General features: G+C 31.1%; 19 protein-coding genes. 12 read left to right on the top strand and 7 right to left on the bottom strand.

All coding sequences use genetic code 11. The features are described 5' to 3' along the window. Positions 1–38 precede the first annotated feature (38 nt). From CLV86_RS07165 to pepT, 6 genes are all read right to left on the bottom strand, one after another. On the bottom strand, positions 39–485 hold the full coding sequence (locus tag CLV86_RS07165) for an SET domain-containing protein-lysine N-methyltransferase (protein WP_121051219.1): 447 nt from the start codon (positions 483–485) through the stop codon (positions 39–41). A 51-nt stretch (positions 486–536) separates the two neighbouring features. Further along, positions 537–1,583, bottom strand: a complete 1,047-nt coding sequence (gene arsB, locus CLV86_RS07160) for an ACR3 family arsenite efflux transporter (RefSeq protein ID WP_121051216.1) — start codon at positions 1,581–1,583, stop codon at positions 537–539. A gap of 3 nt (positions 1,584–1,586) precedes the next feature. Beyond that, positions 1,587–2,219 carry an arsenate-mycothiol transferase ArsC gene (locus CLV86_RS07155; RefSeq protein ID WP_121051214.1) on the bottom strand — a complete coding sequence of 211 codons (633 nt, stop codon included), beginning with the start codon at positions 2,217–2,219 and terminating at the stop codon, positions 1,587–1,589. Between the two features lie 27 nt (positions 2,220–2,246). Beyond that, complete coding sequence (locus CLV86_RS07150; RefSeq protein ID WP_121051211.1) at positions 2,247–2,714, bottom strand: DUF6428 family protein; 468 nt, start codon at positions 2,712–2,714, stop codon at positions 2,247–2,249. A gap of 55 nt (positions 2,715–2,769) precedes the next feature. After that, positions 2,770–3,102, bottom strand: a complete 333-nt coding sequence (locus tag CLV86_RS07145) for an ArsR/SmtB family transcription factor (protein WP_121051209.1) — start codon at positions 3,100–3,102, stop codon at positions 2,770–2,772. Positions 3,103–3,401: 299 nt separating this feature from the next. Next, the gene (pepT, locus tag CLV86_RS07140) at positions 3,402–4,643 is read right to left on the bottom strand and encodes a peptidase T (RefSeq protein WP_121051207.1); all 1,242 of its coding nucleotides are present in this window, start codon (positions 4,641–4,643) and stop codon (positions 3,402–3,404) included. Between the two features lie 141 nt (positions 4,644–4,784). On the opposite strand from pepT, the gene CLV86_RS07135 reads away from it, so the two are divergent. The 11 genes from CLV86_RS07135 to CLV86_RS07085 all read left to right on the top strand — a co-directional run bounded on the left by CLV86_RS07135 (position 4,785) and on the right by CLV86_RS07085 (position 18,181). Then, entirely contained in the window at positions 4,785–5,819 is a 1,035-nt protein-coding gene (locus CLV86_RS07135; RefSeq protein WP_121051205.1) for a quinone-dependent dihydroorotate dehydrogenase, read from the top strand. A 1-nt stretch (position 5,820) separates the two neighbouring features. Then, the gene (locus CLV86_RS07130) at positions 5,821–6,447 is read left to right on the top strand and encodes a LysE family translocator (protein WP_121051203.1); all 627 of its coding nucleotides are present in this window, start codon (positions 5,821–5,823) and stop codon (positions 6,445–6,447) included. 15 nt (positions 6,448–6,462) lie between these two features. Continuing rightward, positions 6,463–7,203, top strand: a complete 741-nt coding sequence (locus CLV86_RS07125) for a hypothetical protein (protein ID WP_121051201.1) — start codon at positions 6,463–6,465, stop codon at positions 7,201–7,203. Positions 7,204–7,255: 52 nt separating this feature from the next. Further along, positions 7,256–8,119 (top strand): hydroxymethylglutaryl-CoA lyase, encoded by an 864-nt coding sequence (locus tag CLV86_RS07120; RefSeq protein ID WP_121051199.1) that lies wholly within the window; start codon positions 7,256–7,258, stop codon positions 8,117–8,119. A 204-nt stretch (positions 8,120–8,323) separates the two neighbouring features. Continuing rightward, entirely contained in the window at positions 8,324–9,532 is a 1,209-nt protein-coding gene (locus CLV86_RS07115; protein ID WP_121051198.1) for a DUF4856 domain-containing protein, read from the top strand. Between the two features lie 86 nt (positions 9,533–9,618). After that, positions 9,619–10,716 (top strand): imelysin family protein, encoded by a 1,098-nt coding sequence (locus CLV86_RS07110; protein WP_121051195.1) that lies wholly within the window; start codon positions 9,619–9,621, stop codon positions 10,714–10,716. 60 nt (positions 10,717–10,776) lie between these two features. Beyond that, the gene (locus CLV86_RS07105; RefSeq protein WP_121051193.1) at positions 10,777–12,138 is read left to right on the top strand and encodes an HTTM domain-containing protein; all 1,362 of its coding nucleotides are present in this window, start codon (positions 10,777–10,779) and stop codon (positions 12,136–12,138) included. Further along, positions 12,119–14,560 carry a TonB-dependent receptor domain-containing protein gene (locus tag CLV86_RS07100; RefSeq protein WP_211330595.1) on the top strand — a complete coding sequence of 814 codons (2,442 nt, stop codon included), beginning with the start codon at positions 12,119–12,121 and terminating at the stop codon, positions 14,558–14,560. Before CLV86_RS07105 ends, CLV86_RS07100 begins: the two co-directional genes overlap by 20 nt. A 121-nt stretch (positions 14,561–14,681) precedes the next feature. Then, positions 14,682–14,930 carry a hypothetical protein gene (locus CLV86_RS07095; RefSeq protein WP_121051191.1) on the top strand — a complete coding sequence of 83 codons (249 nt, stop codon included), beginning with the start codon at positions 14,682–14,684 and terminating at the stop codon, positions 14,928–14,930. Positions 14,931–15,037: 107 nt separating this feature from the next. After that, positions 15,038–16,507: an IMP dehydrogenase gene (guaB, locus tag CLV86_RS07090; protein ID WP_076733584.1), complete on the top strand. Its 1,470-nt coding sequence runs from the start codon at positions 15,038–15,040 to the stop codon at positions 16,505–16,507. Positions 16,508–16,663: 156 nt separating this feature from the next. Further along, the gene (locus CLV86_RS07085) at positions 16,664–18,181 is read left to right on the top strand and encodes a GH3 family acyl-acid amido synthetase (protein ID WP_121051189.1); all 1,518 of its coding nucleotides are present in this window, start codon (positions 16,664–16,666) and stop codon (positions 18,179–18,181) included. A 1-nt stretch (position 18,182) separates the two neighbouring features. Here CLV86_RS07085 and CLV86_RS07080 read toward each other — a convergent pair whose 3' ends face one another. Further along, complete coding sequence (locus CLV86_RS07080) at positions 18,183–18,758, bottom strand: hypothetical protein (RefSeq protein ID WP_076733582.1); 576 nt, start codon at positions 18,756–18,758, stop codon at positions 18,183–18,185. 213 nt (positions 18,759–18,971) lie between these two features. On the opposite strand from CLV86_RS07080, the gene CLV86_RS07075 reads away from it, so the two are divergent. Next, the gene (locus CLV86_RS07075; RefSeq protein ID WP_076733581.1) at positions 18,972–20,234 is read left to right on the top strand and encodes a putative DNA modification/repair radical SAM protein; all 1,263 of its coding nucleotides are present in this window, start codon (positions 18,972–18,974) and stop codon (positions 20,232–20,234) included.

Raw genomic sequence — 20,234 nt, 5'->3', positions numbered from 1 at the left:
TGAGACCTTAAATTACTAAGATTTTTTATAAATTTTAATTAATTGTGTTTTTTCCAATATGCTTTACCATAACTGCAAAAAACTTCGTCTCCGGCATTAATATTTTTGGTTGCCATGATGCAAACATTATCATCACTGTCTAAAGTAATTTTAGCATTATTTTTAAAAGTGTTATTTACTACACCTTTAGCATCGTTAGCATATTTGGCATAACACTGTGTGTGCATGCTGTCCATTATGTTACCGTCTAAAAGGTTAATAAAATAGCGATCTTCACCTTTATTAACCCTTTTTTCGGCTTCAAATGTGCTAATAATTTCTCCTTTAAAAATAGAAATTATTTCATTTTTAAATATATCTATTGCGGTATATAAACCATTACCAGCATTTGGTATTTGTGAGGGTTTTATAAATAAATATTCACTTTCATCTGCATCAATAGAATCAAATGAAACATATTGAGATTTATTAGCATTTTCTTTCAAAGTATAAGACGTTTCGTTTACTAAAATAGTCTTCGAATTTACTTAACTTTTTTATGCTTTAGCTTCTAGATAGTATTTTTTTCTTAACCAAAACGATACACGAACTAATAAAATTAATGCCGGTACTTCTACTAGTGGACCAATAACTCCTGCAAAGGCTTGTCCGGAGTTTAGTCCAAAAACTGCAATAGCAACGGCAATAGCTAACTCGAAATTATTTCCTGCTGCAGTAAAAGCTACGGCTGTAGTTTTATCGTATTCTGCTCCTGTAGCTTTTGTAAAGAAAAAACCAATAATAAACATTAATGTAAAGTAGATTAATAACGGAACAGCAATTATTAAAACGTCCATAGGTATTTCTACAATTAGCTCTCCTTTTAATGAGAACATTATTACAATAGTAAATAGTAAAGCTATTAATGTTAATGGAGAAATGGTTGGAATAAATTTATTTGTGTACCATTCATCTCCTTTTAGTTTTACTAAAATTAATCGGCTTAAAATGCCAAGTGCAAAAGGTATACCTAAATATATTGCTACACTCTCTGCAATGGTTGCAACAGAAATATCAATAATTGCACCTTGAAACCCAAAATATGGAGGCAGTACTGTTATAAAAAGCCATGCATAAAAGCTATAACCAAACACTTGAAAAATGCTATTTAATGCAACTAAACCTGCTCCATATTCGCTACTGCCTTCGGCTAAATCATTCCAAACTAAAACCATTGCAATACAACGTGCTAAACCAATTAAAATTAGTCCAACCATGTATTCTGGATAATCACGTAAAAATATAATAGCTAAAAAGAACATTAAAACCGGACCAATAATCCAATTAAGAATTAGTGAAATGGAAAGAATTTTAGTGTTCTTAAAAACCTTTGGTAATAAAGAGAAATTTACTTTGGCAAGTGGAGGATACATCATCACTATTAATCCAATAGCAATAGGAATATTGGTACTACCACTACTAAAAGAGTTAACAACTTCTGGAAAAGATGGGTAAAAATATCCAATACCTACGCCAATAGCCATTGCGATAAAAATCCATAGTGTTAAATAACTATCTAAAAAACTTAATTTTTTTAATGCCATTATTTATGCTTTAATTTGAGAGAATATGTAAAATAATTCGGTTGCAATTTGTATGCTTCTTTCGTTGTACTTTTCCTCTTGTTGTGGTGTATTATCGAAAGCTTTTGGGTCTTGAAAAGTAATTGGTATACGTTTTTCTGCGCCAGGAATAAAAGGACATGCACCATCTGCTTGCGAACAAGTCATTATTGCTGCAAATTCAGATTTAGGATTAAAATCGTCTCCAAAAGTTTTGGAAAAGCCTATAATAGGATGCTCGTTTGTAGCATATTTAATACTGTAAATAGGATTTTTACCTTCAGAAAGTGTATTGATTTTAAAACCCGAATTTTGTAATGCTTTTGCTGCCATTGGAAACATTGCTGTAGCTTCTGTTCCGCCAGAATAACAAAACACATTATCTATATTAAAATACTGTGCCATTGCTTGCGCCCATACTTGCGATAAATGACTTCTTCGTGAGTTATGAGTACAAATAAAATTGATACGAATATCTTGTTTATTTTCAACTTTGGTTTGAATATATTCCGCTAACGGATTTAAAACCGTTTTACGTTCTTCTGAAATTGTTTCAGGTTTTAAGGTTTTAATTGTAGTGTCTATTTCTGAAAATAGAGTAGATTGTGTAGTCGTCAATTTTTATGATTTTATAATTAATTTTAATTAACAACATCCACTTCCGGGTGCACAAGAATTTCCAGATTCTATTTCAGAGAATTTTAATTTTGTTTTTTCTTGTGGAATCCCGCATTGGTCTTTAGCTAAACAATCTGTTTGTTTATTGGTTAATAAAAAATGTTTACCGTCGAAATCAAGACCAAATTTTCCAATAGTATCACCTTGGTATTCTACTTCAATTTCTAAATCCTCTATACCTAAAACTTTTTCAGATAATTCTATAATATTTAAAAGCTTTTCTGGGTGTAATCTATGGTCGTAATCGTTAGCATTCCATAATTGAAAGTTTACAACATCCTCATGTCGCACCGTACCACCACAGTCTATAAAGTGTTTAGATATTTTACCAACTTCTGTAACATGAAAATGGTTTGGTACTAACTCTCCATTTGGTAATTGAAAAGAAATAGTTTCTAATTCGTTTAATCTGTTTTTAACTTCTGATAATTTCATAATATTTTTATTTATTTGTTTATTGCAATTATACGATTGATGCTTGTAAATTTTTTTAACAACAATCTCCCTTTTTAGTTAGGTCTTGATCTAAAAATTGATTCATAACCTGTTTCATTTTTGTCCAATTTTCTGTGTCTATACAATAGCAAACACTTGTTCCTTCAACGTTTCCTTTTATTAAACCTAACTGTTTTAATTCTTTAAGATGCTGTGATATTGTGGGTTGTGCTAAGCCAATTTCGTTAACTAAGTCTCCACAAACGCATGTGTCTATTTTAAATAAATGTTGTAAAATAGATACTCTTGCTGGATGACCAAAAACTTTTGCAAAAAGAGCAATCTCGTTTTGTTGGTCTGTAAACATTTCTGATTTTACTAATCCCATAGTTTAAATTAATTTATTCATTGCAATATTACGATTAATAGATTTGTTAGAAAAATATATTTAGTTAAATTTTTATTAGAGGTGTATTAAATTACTAAATAAAGGAGCTCTAATAATTAATAAGAAGTAATTGTTTTGTATTATGCTTTTTACATAGATAATTTTTAATTCTAAAGTCATATAAAACGGGTATAGATAAATTTTAAATCCTCTGTAATTTTAGATGAATATTCTGTAAAAAGTTAAACCCATAAGACATGGCCTTATGGGTTTAATTTATATTAGAATTTTATTGGTTCTTATTTGTTTTTCTCTGCTGTAATCTCACAAATTTTACAAATAACCTCTGTTGCTTTTATCATACTTTCTACAGGAACGTACTCGTAACGCCCATGAAAATTGTGTCCGCCAGCAAAAATATTAGGGCAAGGTAAGCCCATATAACTTAATTGAGAACCATCTGTACCGCCACGAATTGCTTTAATTAATGGTTTTATGTCTAATTGTTTCATTGCTTCTTCTGCAATATCTACAATATGCATTACAGGTTCTACTTTTTCTTTCATATTAAAGTATTGATCTTTAATTTCAATCTCAATAACTTCTTTTCCGTATTGGCTATTTATCTCGTTCGTAATTTTTTGCATGACTTCTTTGCGTGCTTCAAAATGTTCACGATCATGATCACGAATTATATATTGCATCACGGTATCTTCAACTTCACCATTAATAGAATATAAATGGAAAAATCCTTCGTAACCTTCAGTATGTTCTGGTGTTTCCATACGAGGTAACGAGTTTATAAACTCTGTAGCAATGTACATAGAGTTTACCATTTTACCTTTTGCATAACCAGGATGTACAATTTTTCCTTTTACACGTACTTTTGCGCCAGCAGCATTAAAATTCTCGTATTCTAATTCACCAATTTGGCTACCATCCATAGTATAAGCCCAATCTGCACCAAATTTTTCTACATCAAATTTATGCGCACCACGACCAATTTCTTCGTCAGGTGTAAAACCAACTTTTATAGTACCATGTTTAATTTGTGGATTGGCAATTAAATACTCCATAGCCGAAACAATTTCTGTAATTCCAGCTTTATCATCTGCACCTAAAAGTGTTGTGCCATCTGTAGTAATTAAGGTCTGACCTTTATAAAGTAGTAAATCTTCAAAATAATCTGGAGATAGTACAATATTTTCAGCTTCATTAAGCATAATATCTTTACCATCGTAATTTTCAATAATTTGAGGTTTTACGTTAGCACCAGTAAAATCTGGAGTGGTATCAAAATGCGAAATAAACCCAATGGTTGGTACATCGTGATCAACATTACTAGGCAACGTTGCCATTATATAAGCGTTTTCATCTATAGTAACATCGCTCATTCCAATGGCTTTAAGCTCATCTACTAAAGCATTTGCTAAATCCCATTGCTTTGCTGTACTTGGTGTTGTGTCGCTTTCTGGGTCAGATTCTGTATCTACAGTTACATAACCTACAAAGCGTTTTATTATATCTTGTTTTGAAATCATATTTTATTTCCTGCAACGCGAGGAATCTATTTAAAGGTTAACTAATAATTTTATGACGTAAAAATACAATTATTAAGTTTTTTTAAGCTTTAACATTGCTCATTTTTTTAATAAGAATTACTTTTGTGCAAACATTACTACATGTACAAAGCACTACTACGCCCGTTATTTTTTCTTTTTGATCCAGAAAAGATTCATCACTTTACTTTTTCACTTATAAAATTTACTTGTAAGATACCAGGAATGGCTTCGGTTTTTAGAAGTTTATATGTGGTTGAAGATGCCAAATTAGAACGAAAACTTTTTGGTTTAACTTTTAAAAATCCAGTAGGTTTAGCAGCAGGATTTGATAAAAATGCAGTATTATATAATGAGCTAGCAAACTTTGGTTTTGGTTTTATAGAAATAGGTACAGTAACACCAAAAGCACAAGTAGGAAACCCAAAAAAGCGTTTATTTAGGTTAAAAGACGATAAAGGCATTATAAACAGAATGGGTTTTAATAACGAAGGTCTTGATGCGGCTATCTCTCAATTAAAAAAGAATAAAGGTAAACTTATTATTGGTGGAAATATTGGAAAAAACACGCAAACCAAACCAGAAGATTATACTAAAGATTATCTAGAATGTTTTAATGCTTTACATCCTTATGTAGATTATTTTGTACTCAATGTAAGTTGCCCAAATGTTGGCAGTCATGCAAAATTAAATGATAAAGACTATTTATTAGAGCTTATCGGCGCTGTACAAAAAGCGAATAACACTTTTAAAGTACAAAAACCAATTGTATTAAAAATTGCTCCAGATTTAAATAATGGGCAGTTAGACGAAATAATAGAACTCGTACAAGAAACCAATTTAGATGGTGTTATTGCAAGTAACACTTCTACCGATAGAACAGGTTTAAAAGCTACAGATGAAAGATTAGCCGAAATAGGAAATGGCGGTTTAAGCGGGCAACCAATAAAAGAAAAATCTACGCAGGTTATAAAATATTTAGCTGAAAAAAGTAACAAAGCGTTCCCAATAATTGGTGTTGGTGGCATACATTCTGCAAAAGATGCTTTAGAGAAAATTGAAGCAGGAGCAGACTTAGTGCAAATATATACTGGTTTTATTTACGAAGGTCCATCGCTTGTAAAACGTATTAATAAAGCTATTTTAAAGAGGTGTTAAATTGAATATAGAAACACTTTTAGCATTTGTTGTTGCCACTTCGGCTTTAGCTATATCTCCAGGTCCAGATAATATATACGTGTTAATGCAAAGCATTGTAAACGGTACAAAGTATGGTTTGGCAACGGTTTGTGGCTTAATTTCAGGTTGTTTAGTGCATACTACTTTAGTAGCATTTGGCGTATCGGCCATTATAAAAGAAAATGATTTGTTATTTTTTATAATAAAATGTTTAGGTGCGGCTTACCTTTTGTATTTAGCTTTTAAAGTATATAAAAGTGATGCAAAAGTAGAATTAAATGATACTGCAGTGCCTAAAAAGAGCATGTGGCAATTATTTAAGCAAGGTGTGATAATGAATGTGTTAAACCCAAAAGTTTCTATTTTCTTTTTAGCTTTTTTTCCAGGTTTTTTATTTTCAGAAACACTAAGTTCTGTAAAACAGTTTTATATTTTAGGTTTGCTGTTTATGGCAACGTCATTTATAATATTCTCTTTAGTCGCCATTTTAGCAGGTTCTATTTCTACTTATTTAAAATCACATAAAAATATAGGTTTATTTTTAAAATGGTTACAAATAGTTGTTTTTGTTGGTATTGCAATTTTTATATTCTTCTCAGAAAAATAAATTATCTTAGTATGGATGTTTAAATTCAAACTTAGATTTTCTATAATTATATTTTTAGTATTTATAGCCTTTACTATAATAGGAACTTTGTCTCATGAATATGGTCATATTTTAGTTGCTAAATTCTTGGGCTATAACACTCATTTAAGTTATAGTTCTATGAGTTATAAAGAAAAAGGGTATTATGAAGATGCCGAAGTTAAAGAGATTTTTAGCATTGTAGATTTATACCATCATGAAATAAATAATAATCTACCATTTAAAGAAAAAAAACGTTTTAATACATTAAAGCATTCGTTAGAGAAAAAATACCAGCTTAATTTTAAACATATATTTTGGATAGCATTAGGTGGTCCATTGCAAACAATTTTAACGTCACTAATTGGATTATGCATACTTTTTTATAGAAAAACATCAACTAAACATAAATTAAAATTTTTAGATTGGTTAGCAATATTACTAGCATGTTTCATTTCTCGAGAAGTCTATAATACATTTGGTGCTTTAGTATCGAAATTTATAAATAAAGAACGTTTTTTTACAGGCGATGAATTTGAAATCTCTAGATATTTAGAATTAAATCAATGGGTGATTCCTATAATTACAGCATTAATTGGAGCTTGTGTAATGTATTATATCTTATTTAATGTAGTGCCTAAAGCTTACAGATTTTCATTTATTGTTTCTGGTTTTTTTGGTGGTATTTCTGGTTTTGTTTTTTGGAATAATTTTTTAGGTCCAATAGTACTACCTTAATTTAAGAAAACGTTTTAGTAACTAACTAACTTTATTATCTTTGAAGTTAATTATGAAGCACCACGTAAAAGTTATAGAATGTCCAAGAGATGCCATGCAAGGCATTAAAGATTTTATTCCAACCGAAAAGAAAGTACAATACATACAATCTTTACTTCGTGTTGGTTTTGATACTATCGATTTTGGAAGTTTTGTTTCACCAAAAGCAATACCACAAATGGTAGATACTGCCCAAGTTTTAGCGCAGTTAGATTTAAGCAAAACAACAAGTAAATTACTATCTATAATAGCTAATACTCGTGGTGCAGACGATGCTTGTAAACATCCAGAAATAGATTATTTGGGTTATCCGTTTTCTATTTCAGAAAATTTTCAAATGCGTAATACGCATAAAACCATTGCACAATCTGTAGTAACTTTACAAGAAATACTAAATAGAGCAGACCAAGCCAATAAAGAAGTTGTTGTATACATATCTATGGGTTTTGGAAATCCTTATGGTGATCCTTGGAGTGTAGAAATAGTAGGCGAGTGGACAGAGCGTTTAAGTAAAATGGGTGTTAAAATACTTTCACTTAGCGATACTGTTGGTACTTCTAATCCAGAAAATATAGATTATTTGTTTTCTAATTTAATACCACAATATAAAGACATCGAATTTGGTGCGCATTTACACACAACACCAACAACTTGGTTTGAAAAAGTAGACGCAGCTTATAAAGCAGGTTGTCGTCGTTTTGATGGTGCTATTCAAGGTTTTGGTGGTTGCCCAATGGCTAAAGACGATTTAACAGGAAATATGCCAACCGAAAAAGTACTATCATACCTAACAACTAAAAAAGCACACAATTTAAATGCGATGTCTTTTGAAAGTAGTTATAACGAAGCCACTAAAATCTTCTCAAAATACCATTAATACTATCCTTAAAAAAATGTTTTTTTAATCACAATTGACTCTATGTTGTTGATTATTAATGTTTTATTTTTAAATTTTATTCTTTATTTAAATTTAATCTAAATAAACTTGCATAAACTACTTTTCAGTTTTATTTTTGCAAACTGATTGCATATCTATTTGTAATTAGTCTAAATAATAATAAATAAAATAATTTTATCAAAAATGAATAAACTAGTATTAGGTTTAGCAGCTTTAGCAACAATATCACTTTCATCATGTTCAAGTGATGATGATGCAGCAGTTGTAATTGAAACAAACAACGTAACAGCTCCAGATACTTATGTGTTTGAAAGAAACGGAAATACAACTGTAAGCTTTAGCGGTCAAACAACACGTATATTAATGGCAGACGAAATTGTGTCTGGTCTATCAAATACAGCAAATACAGAAACCATTTTAGATAATATGTTTGCACACCAAGAAGGCGCAAACGATTTTAGTGATGCCGCTTTAAATGCATCAGATAAAAGTGTAAGAAGTAAAACAGCAGCCTCAACAGATTTCTTTTCGGCAAATACAACAGATGCAACAGCAATAAAAGCAGAATTTGATGCTTTAATAGAAAACCAAGTAAATGTCGTATTTCCAAATTGGGATAATACAGCATCAGCAGGTAATGCAGGACAAATTCAAGAAGCTGGTGGTGGTTCTATACGTTATGTAAACACAAAAGGATTAGAAAACAATCAAGCGTTTGCAAAAGGTTTAATAGGTGGTTTAATGGTAGACCAAATGTTAAATAATTACTTAGGTGCGGCAGTTTTAGACGCCGGAGATAATAGAGCAAATAATGATGCCGGTGTGTTAGATGGTGATAACAACTACACAACTATGGAGCACAAATGGGATGAAGCTTACGGTTACTTATACGGTAACGAAGCAAATCCAGCAGTACCAACTTTAGAAGGAGATAACTTTTTAAATAAATACTTATCTAGAGTAGAAGGAGACGACGATTTTGCAGGTATAGCAATGGATGTTTACAATGCATTTAAATTAGGTCGTGCCGCAATTGTTGCTAAAAATTACGATGTACGTGATGCACAAGCACAGATAATTAGAGAGAAAATATCTCAAGTAATAGGTGTTAGAGCAGTATATTATTTACAACAAGGAAAAACAGGTTTAGGTTCAGATTGGGCTTCTGCTTTTCATGATTTATCAGAAGGATACGGGTTTGTATATAGCTTACAATTTACAAGAAAGCCAGGTACAAACGAACCATATTTTACAAAAGCAGAAGTTGATGCTTTTACAACAACATTAATGAGTGGTAATGGTTTTTGGGATGTTACAGCAGAAACTTTAGATACTATATCTAATGCCATTTCAGCAGAGTTTAGTTTTACAACTGGACAAACAGGAAGTTAATTTTTGAAGGTTAGTTTTTTAAATAGTGGCCTCCTTTTTTAGGAAGCTGCTATTTATTATTTTTGCAAATTAAATAAAAGAATAATATGTTTAAAAGAATATTAATAGTAGTACTAATAGCAGCTGCAATTTTTGCTTGTTCAAGTTCAGACGATTCTAACTCAGGAAGCGTTACCAATGACACTTACAATAGAACAGCAATGCTTACAAACATTGCCGATAACATTATTATTCCTGGCTATCAAAATTTAAGTGCAGAGTTAAGTACTTTAGTAGACTCTAAAAATACATTTGTAGCCAATGTAAATCAAACAAATTTAGAAACCTTAAGAACCCATTGGTTTAACGCTTACCAATCGTTTCAAAGAGTGCAAATGTTTCAAATTGGTAAAGCAGAAGAGATTTTGTTTGAAGAACAAATGAATATCTACCCAACCAATACTACAGATATTGAAAACAATATTGCCAATGGTAACTACGATTTATCAAGCGTAAATAATAACGATGCTGTTGGTTTTCCTGCAGTAGATTATATGTTATATGGTGTTGCAGATAACGATGCCGCTATTTTAACGACTTTATCTAATACTAATTATAGTACTTACCTTTCAGATTTAATAGATAGAATGCAAACACTAACCAATACTGTTTTAACAGATTGGACTTCAGGTTACAGAGATAACTACATTACAAACACAGCTAACGTAGCATCTGGAGCAGTAAACCAAACCTTAAATGCCTATGTTTATTATTACGAAAAACGCCTTAGAGCAGATAAGGTAGGTATTCCAGCAGGTGTTTTTTCTAGCACGGCATTACCATCTAAAATAGAAGCTTTACATAAAGAAGAAGACTCTAAAACATTATTATTAGAAGCACTAAATTCAGTGCAAGATGTTTTTAATGGTAAAGCAATTAATAGCGATGCTGAAGGAGAAAGCTATAAAAACTATTTAATAGCTTTAGATAGAAATGATTTAGCCGAAGTTATAAACAACCGTTTTGATGCAGCAAGAACTAAAATTGAAGCATTAAACGCAAATTTTAAATCTCAAATAGAAACAGATAATACAAAAATGACTGAAGCTTACGATGCTATACAACTAGCTGTAGTATCACTAAAATCTGATATGATTTCAGTTTTTAATATATCTATTGCATTTGAAGATAATGATGGTGATTAACATTAAAATAAATTTAATAAAAAGGTTGTCTATTTAAACGGGCAACCTTTTTTTTGCATTATGAATAGCAAAATTAAATCATACCTAAACGCAACTACAAATGCCGCACCTTTAGCTGTATTTCGTATAGGTTTTGGTTTAATGATGTTGTACAGTATTATTCGTTATTGGGCAAAAGGTTGGATAGAAACTGTTTACATACAACCGCAATTTCATTTTAAATACTACGGTTTCGAGTGGGTAAAAACGTTAGGTAATTATACCTATGTTTTATTTATTATCTGCGGCATCGCTTCGCTTTTAGTGGCGCTTGGTTTTAAATATAGACTAGCTATTATTGCCTTCTTTTTAAGCTTTACTTATATAGAATTAATGGAGAAAACTACGTATTTAAACCATTACTATTTTATAAGCGTTTTAAGCTTCCTCATGATTTTTTTACCAGCAAATGCATATTTCTCTATAGATGCTTACCGTAATAAAATTCAATATAAAAACATACCACGATGGACAATAGATAGTGTTAAACTGCTATTAGGTATTGTCTATTTTTACGCTGGATTAGCTAAAATTAATAGCGATTGGTTATTAAAAGCACAACCATTAAAAACATGGTTACCATCTAAGTATGATATTCCGTTTATAGGCGAAAGTTTAATGCACCAAAATTGGTTTCACTTTGCTATGAGTTGGTCTGGTATGTTGTACGATTTATGCATTCCGTTTTTACTGCTTTATAAAAAAACACGCGGTTTCGCTTTTGTATTGGTTGTTATATTTCATGTATTTACAAGAGTATTATTCCCAATCGGGATGTTTCCGTATGTCATGATTGTTAGTGCGCTCATTTTCTTTGATGCTAACTTTCATAATAAAATAATAAGCGTTATTAAAAAAGGATTACGAATTCCTTCCGCGAAAGCGATACAAATAAAAGAAGTGTTTATAGTAAAAAGAAAAACACTAGTGTTACCAGTTATTACTCTGTTTTTTGTTTTGCAATTACTCATTCCTTTTCGCTATTTGCTATATCCAGGCGAATTATTTTGGACCGAAGAAGGTTATAGGTTTTCATGGCGTGTGATGTTAATGGAGAAAATGGGAAGCACCACATTTAAAATTGTAAACGGAAAAACAAAAGGATTTTTTTACGTACAAAACGATGATTTTTTAACACCATTACAAGAAAAGCAAATGAGTTTTCAGCCAGATTTTATTTTAGAATATGCACATTTTCTTGGCGACCATTTTAAAAAACAAGGTCATGAACACGTAGAAGTATATGCTAAAAGTTATGTTGCATTAAACGGAAGATTAAGTGCGCCATTTGTAGATGAAACCGTAAATTTGTACGCCGAAAAAGAAACATTTAAACCCAAAGCTTGGATTTTACCATTTAACGATGATATTAAAGGATTATAAATTATTTTTCATTTGTTTTTTAATAGCAAGTATAGCCATTGCTCAAAACAAAATTTCAGGAACAATTACAGATGCTTCTAGCAACCAACCTATTGTAAACGTTGAGGTTTACGATAAGGATGCAGGATTGTTAACCAGAACAAATGCCTCTGGTTTTTTTGAATTTGAAATCGAAAAGCAAAATATTACCATTGTATTTTTCTCTTACAATTACGAGGTTGTAGAGCAAGCAGTAACAGGTAACAGTACCATTGACGTTAAGTTAGTGCCTTTAGCCGAAACACTATCTGAAGTAGAAATATCTTCTAGAGAAGCAAAAGTGTTTGCTCTAAAACGCTTAAAAGATGTTGAAGGAACAGCAATTTATGCAGGTAAAAAAACCGAAGTTGTTTTAGTAGAACAATCTATGGCAAGTTTAGCGTCTAACAACGCAAGACAAATTTATAGTCAAGTTTCTGGTTTAAACATTTATCAAAACGACGATGCAGGTTTACAGTTAAATATTGGTGGTCGTGGTTTAGATCCAAACCGTACAGCAAGTTTTAATACCAGACAAAATGGTTACGATATTAGTGCAGATGTTTTAGGCTATCCAGAAAGTTATTATACACCAGCTGCCGAAGGTTTAAAAGAAGTGCAAATTATTCGTGGTGCTGCATCTTTACAATATGGAACGCAATTTGGTGGTTTGGTTAATTTTAAAATGAAAGAACCTAATGCAACAAAACCTTTTGAGTTAATAACAAGAAACACGATTGGTAGTAATGGTTTGTACACTAATTTTACAAGCGTAAGTGGTACTAAAGACAAGTTGAGTTACTATTCATTTTTCAATTATAAAAAAGGTGATGGTTTTAGAGATAACTCAAACTTTGAATCTAAAAATGCATTTGCACATATTGGTTATCAATTTAATGAGAAAACTAAACTAACAGGAGAAGTTACTTATTTAAGATATTTAGCTAAACAAGCAGGAGGTTTAAACGATAGCCAGTTTGAAGAAGATCCATACCAAAGTAACAGAGCACGAAATTGGTTTCAAGTGGATTGGTTGCTATATAATTTAAAATTATCTCATAAATTTTCAGAGAACACAAACTTTACATTTAATGCTTTTGGTCTTGATGCTAATAGAACGGCATTAGGGTTTAGAAACAGGCGTACAGATATAGAAGATCCTGGAGGAGCAAGAGATTTAATAAGTAGTGATTTTAATAACTATGGTTTTGAAACACGATTACTTTCTAAGTATAATGTGTTTAATAAAGACGCTACATTTTTAATTGGAGGTAAGTTTTATAAAGCCGATAATAGCTATTCTCAAGGACCAGGAAGCGATGGTGCAGACCCAAATTTTGATTCTGCAATAAACGAGTTCCCATTTTACCCAACACAATCTGCATACGATAATCCAAACTTAAATATTGCAGTATTTGGCGAAAATATATTTTATGTTACAGATAAATTTTCTGTAACGCCAGGCGCACGTTTTGAATTTATTAAAACCGAAAGTATAGGTTCTAGACAAACATTTAATTTTGATGGCGCAGGAAACCCAATAGATGCAGGAGTAGAGTTCCAAGATATTGAAAACGAACGTTCTTTTGTACTCTTAGGTTTAGGCTTAAGCTACAAGGCTTCAAAAGCTTTAGAGTTCTACGGTAATGCTTCACAAAATTACCGCTCGATAACTTTTGGTGATATTAATATTGTAAATCCGTCTAACGCTGTCGATCCAGATTTAGATGACGAGTCTGGTTTTACTTTAGATTTAGGTGTTAGAGGTAATATTAACCAATTTGTATCTTACGATGCTAATATTTTTGGCTTATTTTATAATGATAGAATTGGTTTAATAGACGCAACAATTCCGCCAGTAAATAACGTAGGTAAATTGCGAGTAAATGTTGGTGATGCTAGAATATTTGGTGTAGAATCTTTAATAGATTTTAACCTTAAAAAACTATTTAATTTAAATAATAAGTTTAGCGCTAATTATTTTATTAATTCTTCGTTTGTGACTTCAGAATATACCTCTACTAATTTCGATAATACAAGTAGTGATGTTCGTGTTGGAAATAAGGTAGAGTTTATTCCAGATGTAAATATAAAAACAGGACTACAGTTTGGTTACGGTAATTTTTTATCAAACATTCAATATACGTACTTGTCTTCTCAATTTACAGATGCTGGTAACGATCCTGGAGGCGATAATTTAAATAGTATTGTTGGTACCATACCAAGTTACGATGTATTAGACGTTTCTGTTTCTTACAAATACAAGCGTTTTAAGTTAGAAGCAGGAGTTAATAATGTGTTAGATAATGCTTATTTTACAAGACGCGCGACGGGTTATCCTGGACCAGGAATTATACCATCTGCAAACCGTAATTTTTATACTACACTTCAAATAAAAATATAATTAAACTAAGCCTTATTTTAACACAGTCTAAATACATATAGTTGAAATACAGTTATTTAAATTTGTTCTAAACACATTATTACATAATTTTAAATATTATTAATTATAAAAAAGAAAAGTTATGTCTATAAGAATAGGAAATAGTTGTATTAATTGTGATAATTTATTAGAAAACGAAAACTGTAAAGTTCATGGTGTTAAAGTAAGTACAAGTTACACCTGTGATAGTTTTGAAATGAAAGCAGCTTTAAAAAACGATCCTAATTGTGATACTTGTGCAAGATACCAAGGTCCAACATGTGCAAATCCACAAAAAGCAACACCAGGTATGTTATGCTCACATTGGGCACCACAAAATGCTACAGCTTAAAAAAAAAAAAAATTATATAAAACAGTAAGCTTAATAGTTTACTGTTTTTTTTATTAGATTATTAAAGCTTAATAGTTATCTTTGTTTGCAATTAAATTCCAATTGCAATGACAGCACACGAAAACAAAATAGTTGGCGAAGGTTTAACTTATGACGACGTTCTATTAGTTCCAGCTTTTTCTGAAGTTCTTCCACGAGAAGTTAATATTCAAACAAAATTTACACGTAACATTACAATTAACGTTCCTATAGTTTCTGCAGCTATGGATACGGTTACAGAAAGTAGAATGGCAATTGCTATGGCTCGTGAAGGAGGAATAGGTGTGCTACATAAAAACATGACGATTGAGCAGCAGGCAACAAAAGTTCGTAAAGTAAAACGTGCAGAAAGTGGTATGATTATAGATCCTGTTACTTTACCATTAACAGCTGTTGTGGCCGATGCTAAAAATGCTATGAGAGAGCATAGTATTGGCGGAATTCCAATTGTAGATAATGATGGAAACTTAAAAGGTATTGTAACCAATAGAGATTTACGTTTCGAACACCAAAACAATAGACCAATTGTAGAGGTAATGACGAGCGAAAATCTTATTACAGCTGCCGAAGGTACAAGCCTTAAAGATGCAGAAAAAATTCTTCAAGAAAATAAAATTGAAAAGCTTCTAATTGTAAAAGAAGATAAACTTGTTGGTTTAATTACATTTAGAGATATCACTAAAGTAACTCAAAAGCCTATAGCAAATAAAGATACTTACGGTAGATTAAGAGTTGCTGCAGCAATTGGCGTAACTGGTGATGCTGTAGAAAGAGCAGAAGCTTTAGTAAATGCAGGCGTAGATGCTATAATTATAGATACAGCTCATGGACATACAAAAGGTGTGGTTTCTGTTTTAAAAGAAGTAAAATCTAAATTTCCAAAATTAGAAGTTGTTGTAGGAAATATAGCTACAGCCGAAGCTGCTAAATATTTAGTAGAAGCAGGTGCAGACGCTGTAAAAGTTGGTATTGGTCCAGGTTCTATTTGTACAACGCGTGTAGTTGCAGGAGTTGGTTTTCCTCAATTTTCAGCAGTTTTAGAAGTAGCAAATGCCATAAAAGGTTCTGGAGTACCAGTAATTGCAGATGGAGGAATACGTTATACTGGAGACATCCCAAAAGCAATAGCAGCAGGAGCAGATACGGTAATGTTAGGTTCTCTATTAGCAGGAACAAAAGAGTCTCCAGGTGAAACTATAATTTACGAAGGAAGAAAGTTTAAATCTTACCGCGGAATGGGTTCTGTAGAAGCCATGAAAAAAGGAAGTAAAGACCGTTATTTCCAAGATGTTGAAGACGATATTAAAAAATTAGTACCAGAAGGTATTGTAGGTCGTGTACCATATAAAGGAGAGTTGTACGAAAGTATCCATCAATTTATTGGAGGTTTAAGAGCAGGAATGGGATATTGTGGTGCTAAAGATGTTGAAACTTTAAAAGAAACAGGAAGGTTTGTAAAAATAACAGCATCAGGAATTAACGAAAGTCATCCACACGATGTAACCATTACAAAAGAAGCACCTAATTACTCTAGATAACAAGAAATTTTAACTATAAAAAAACACGATTAATATCGTGTTTTTTTTTTTATGTCAAATTTTAAAGTATTTAAATTGTTAATGTTAATGTAATTAGTGTAAAAATTAATAGCATACTTTCTATTTTTATAGTTTACAGTTAAAACTTAATTGAACATGGAAATTATAGGAAACATAATTAAAGGAGCCATAAATTTAAAAGATGCTTTAACACCTTCGGTTAATCCAATTGAAGCACAAGAAAAAGTATTAAAAAATTTATTAGAAACTGCAAAAGATACGCAGTTTGGTAACTACTATAATTTTCAAAATATTTTAGAATCTAGAAATATAACGAAAGCATTTTCTCAAACCATTCCTTATTTCGATTATAATAAAATTAATGAACAATGGTGGAGTAAATTACATGATGGAGAAGAAAATGTAACCTGGCCCGGAACACCTAATTATTTTGCGTTAAGTTCTGGAACTACAGGAAAAACTAGTAAAAGAATTCCAGTTACAGATGCGATGTTGAGTGCTATAAAACAGGCAGGAATAGATCAAGTAACAGCGCTTAGTAATTTTGATTTACCAGCAGAGTTTTTTACTAAAGAAGCCATGATGTTAGGTAGTTCTACAGATTTAATAGAAAAAGAAGACCATTTAGAAGGTGAAATTAGTGGTATTACAGCAAGTAATATTCCATCGTGGTTTAAAGGCTTTTACAAACCAGGAGAAGATATTGCTAAAATAGATGATTGGGACAAACGTGTTGAAACAATTGCAAAACGCGCTAAGCAATGGGATATTGGTGCATTAAGTGGTATACCATCGTGGATGGAACTTATGCTAAAAAAAGTTATAGATTATCACAATTTAGAAAACATACATGATATTTGGCCAAACCTACAAGTATATACTTCTGGAGGCGTTGCTTTTGGCCCGTATAAAAAAAGTTTTAATGCATTATTAGGAAAACCTGTTACAGTTATAGATACTTATTTGGCTTCCGAAGGTTTTTTAGCATTTCAAGCAAGACCAGAAACTACAGCTATGCAATTAGTAACAAATGGCGGTATTTATTTTGAGTTTGTTCCGTTTAAACCAGATTATATAAACCAAGATGGCTCTTTAAAAGATAATGCACCTAGTGTAACATTAAAAGATGTAGAATTAGATCAAGATTATGTTTTAATTATTACAACGGTAAGTGGTGCATGGCGCTATTTAATTGGTGATACAATAGAGTTTACAGATGTAGAAAAAGCCGAAATTAAAATAACAGGTAGAACAAAATTCTTTTTAAACACAGTTGGTTCACAATTATCTGTAAATAAACTAGATGATGCTATAAGATATCTTGAAGAAGAATTTGAAACTACAATTCCAGAGTATACACTTTGTGCAAAACGTTTTGATGATGGTTTTTATCACAGTTGGTATTTAGGTTCAGAAAGTTTAAATCAAGATAATACTAAAATAGTTGAAGCTTTAGACGGTTACCTTAAAAACGCAAATAAAAATTATAAAGTAGCAAGAAGTAAAGCTTTAGAAGGCGTAAAGGTAAGTGTTGTAAAACCAGAAGTTTTTGCAGACTGGAGTGGTGCCAACAAGAAAAAAGGCGGACAGGTTAAAATGGAACGTGTTATGGGAGAGGATAAGTTTAAAGAATGGGAAGCTTTTGCTAACTAATTTAAGACTTAGAAAGTTCTAAATCTCTTTGGTTAATTATTTCCATAATCTCTTCTGGAGATAAATAATACTTTTTAATTCGGGCAATATATTTTTCATCAATATTAGCTTGATTTAAAATAAAGTCCTTTGTTTTTAAAATGTACTTTTCCATACCAGATTTTATGGCAAAAGTATCGGCAGAGCGTTCGGCTTCAACTATGTGTTTATCAGATAATAAATACTTTATACCAAACCAAATCAAATTTAAATTACTTCTATTTCTATAATCCATTATGTGTCCTAATTCATGACCAATCCAACCAATTAAAACATCTTTAGGCATGTTTTTGGTAAAATAGGTTTCTCCAGAAATTTTTACTGTTTCACTAATGTAAATATTGTAAGAACGGTGACCTTTAGATTTAAAAAAACTAGCAAAAGAAGGTTGTGCTTGCATGGTAGACTTCTTTATATTCTTTTTAAATTCAAAATTTATAGGAGTATTTTGTAACTCTGGATAATAATCCATAGCAATTATAACTTCATTTTTTATAGATTCAGGAATCGTGGATTTTGGGTATGTGTTATTTGTCATTAAAATAAATATGGTTTGTAAAATTTTGTCTTTCCTTTAAATTATAATTTATAATCCAATTAAAAAATGATTTAACTTAATATGAAAGTAATTTTAACATTCTTATTAAATTTAAATAAAATCGGTTTCAAATGTGTTAATAATAATTTCAAAATCATTAAAATTTTAAGTCGCTACTTATTAATTTTAAAAGGTTAAAAATCAAAATTATTTATGTCTTTTGAACGTGTACAAGAAAAACTTAATATCCTTGCAGATGCCGCTAAATACGATGTGTCCTGCTCTTCTAGCGGAAGCAATAGAACTAACAAAAATAAAGGTTTAGGAGATGCATCTGCATCTGGAATTTGCCATACATATACCGAAGATGGAAGATGTGTTTCACTCTTAAAAATATTATTAACCAACCATTGTATTTTTGATTGTGCATATTGTGTTACCAGAAAAAGTAACGATATAAAACGTGCAGCGTTCAAGGTTCAGGAAGTAGTAGATTTAACTATAAATTTTTATAGGCGTAATTACATTGAAGGCTTATTTTTAAGCTCGGGTATATTTAAAAACGCCGATTATACTATGGAGCGTTTAGTTGCAGTTGCTAAAAAATTAAGATTAGAAGAAAATTTTAATGGCTACATACATTTAAAATCTATACCAGGTGCTAGTGATGAGCTTATGCGTGAAGCTGGTTTATATGCAGATAGATTAAGTGTAAATATTGAAATTCCTACAGAAAAAGGTTTAAAATTATTAGCTCCAGATAAAAATAGAGCCGATTTTTTAAAACCAATGAAAAAGGTAAAAAATGAAATAATTCAATATAAATCTGAAAAGAAAATAATAAAAAGTACTCCAAAATATGCACCAGCAGGACAAAGTACACAAATGATTGTTGGTGCAAGTGGTGAAAATGATATGGAGATAATGTACACCTCTAATTATTTTTATAAAAACTTCAATCTTAAACGTGTTTATTATTCTGGCTATGTACCAATAAGTTATGATAATCGATTGCCACAAATAGGAACACCAGTGCCAATGCTTAGAGAGAATAGACTGTATCAAACCGATTGGTTATTGAGATTCTATGGTTTTAATATAGAAGAGATATTAAATAACGACCATAAAAGTTTAGATTTAGATATAGACCCAAAACTAGGTTGGGCCTTACGTAATCTTCACGAATTTCCTATAGATGTAAATAAAGCAGAAAAACGAATGCTTGCCAGAATTCCAGGATTAGGCATGAAATCTGTTTATAAAATAATAAATGCTAGGCGTTACGGTAAGTTAAATTGGGAACATTTAAAAGCAATTGGTGTGGCCTTAAATAGAGCTAAATATTTTATTATTTGTGCTTCTAACGAGTATGAAAGAAGAGATTTAACTGCCCAAAAAATAAAAGGTTTAATATTACAAAATTCTAAAAGTAAGTATACAAAAACCTTATCAAACCAATTAAACTTGTTTGGCTAA

It is taken from the genome of Lacinutrix venerupis (genome assembly GCF_003663945.1).
GTDB lineage: Bacteria > Bacteroidota > Bacteroidia > Flavobacteriales > Flavobacteriaceae > Lacinutrix > Lacinutrix venerupis.
The sequence above is the reverse complement of the archived record's forward strand: the minus strand, read 5'-3'. Positions and strand labels throughout refer to the sequence as shown.

Coding starts and splice junctions, on each gene's coding strand:
- guaB (WP_076733584.1), top strand. CDS start 15,038: ATGACAGCACACGAAAACAAAATAGTTGGCGAAGGTTTAACTTATGAC.
- CLV86_RS07135 (WP_121051205.1), top strand. CDS start 4,785: ATGTACAAAGCACTACTACGCCCGTTATTTTTTCTTTTTGATCCAGAA.
- CLV86_RS07085 (WP_121051189.1), top strand. CDS start 16,664: ATGGAAATTATAGGAAACATAATTAAAGGAGCCATAAATTTAAAAGAT.
- arsB (WP_121051216.1), bottom strand. CDS start 1,583: ATGGCATTAAAAAAATTAAGTTTTTTAGATAGTTATTTAACACTATGG.
- CLV86_RS07095 (WP_121051191.1), top strand. CDS start 14,682: ATGTCTATAAGAATAGGAAATAGTTGTATTAATTGTGATAATTTATTA.
- CLV86_RS07115 (WP_121051198.1), top strand. CDS start 8,324: ATGAATAAACTAGTATTAGGTTTAGCAGCTTTAGCAACAATATCACTT.
- CLV86_RS07075 (WP_076733581.1), top strand. CDS start 18,972: ATGTCTTTTGAACGTGTACAAGAAAAACTTAATATCCTTGCAGATGCC.
- CLV86_RS07080 (WP_076733582.1), bottom strand. CDS start 18,758: ATGACAAATAACACATACCCAAAATCCACGATTCCTGAATCTATAAAA.
- CLV86_RS07110 (WP_121051195.1), top strand. CDS start 9,619: ATGTTTAAAAGAATATTAATAGTAGTACTAATAGCAGCTGCAATTTTT.
- CLV86_RS07150 (WP_121051211.1), bottom strand. CDS start 2,714: ATGAAATTATCAGAAGTTAAAAACAGATTAAACGAATTAGAAACTATT.
- CLV86_RS07120 (WP_121051199.1), top strand. CDS start 7,256: ATGAAGCACCACGTAAAAGTTATAGAATGTCCAAGAGATGCCATGCAA.
- CLV86_RS07125 (WP_121051201.1), top strand. CDS start 6,463: ATGTTTAAATTCAAACTTAGATTTTCTATAATTATATTTTTAGTATTT.
- CLV86_RS07145 (WP_121051209.1), bottom strand. CDS start 3,102: ATGGGATTAGTAAAATCAGAAATGTTTACAGACCAACAAAACGAGATT.
- CLV86_RS07105 (WP_121051193.1), top strand. CDS start 10,777: ATGAATAGCAAAATTAAATCATACCTAAACGCAACTACAAATGCCGCA.
- CLV86_RS07100 (WP_211330595.1), top strand. CDS start 12,119: ATGATATTAAAGGATTATAAATTATTTTTCATTTGTTTTTTAATAGCA.
- pepT (WP_121051207.1), bottom strand. CDS start 4,643: ATGATTTCAAAACAAGATATAATAAAACGCTTTGTAGGTTATGTAACT.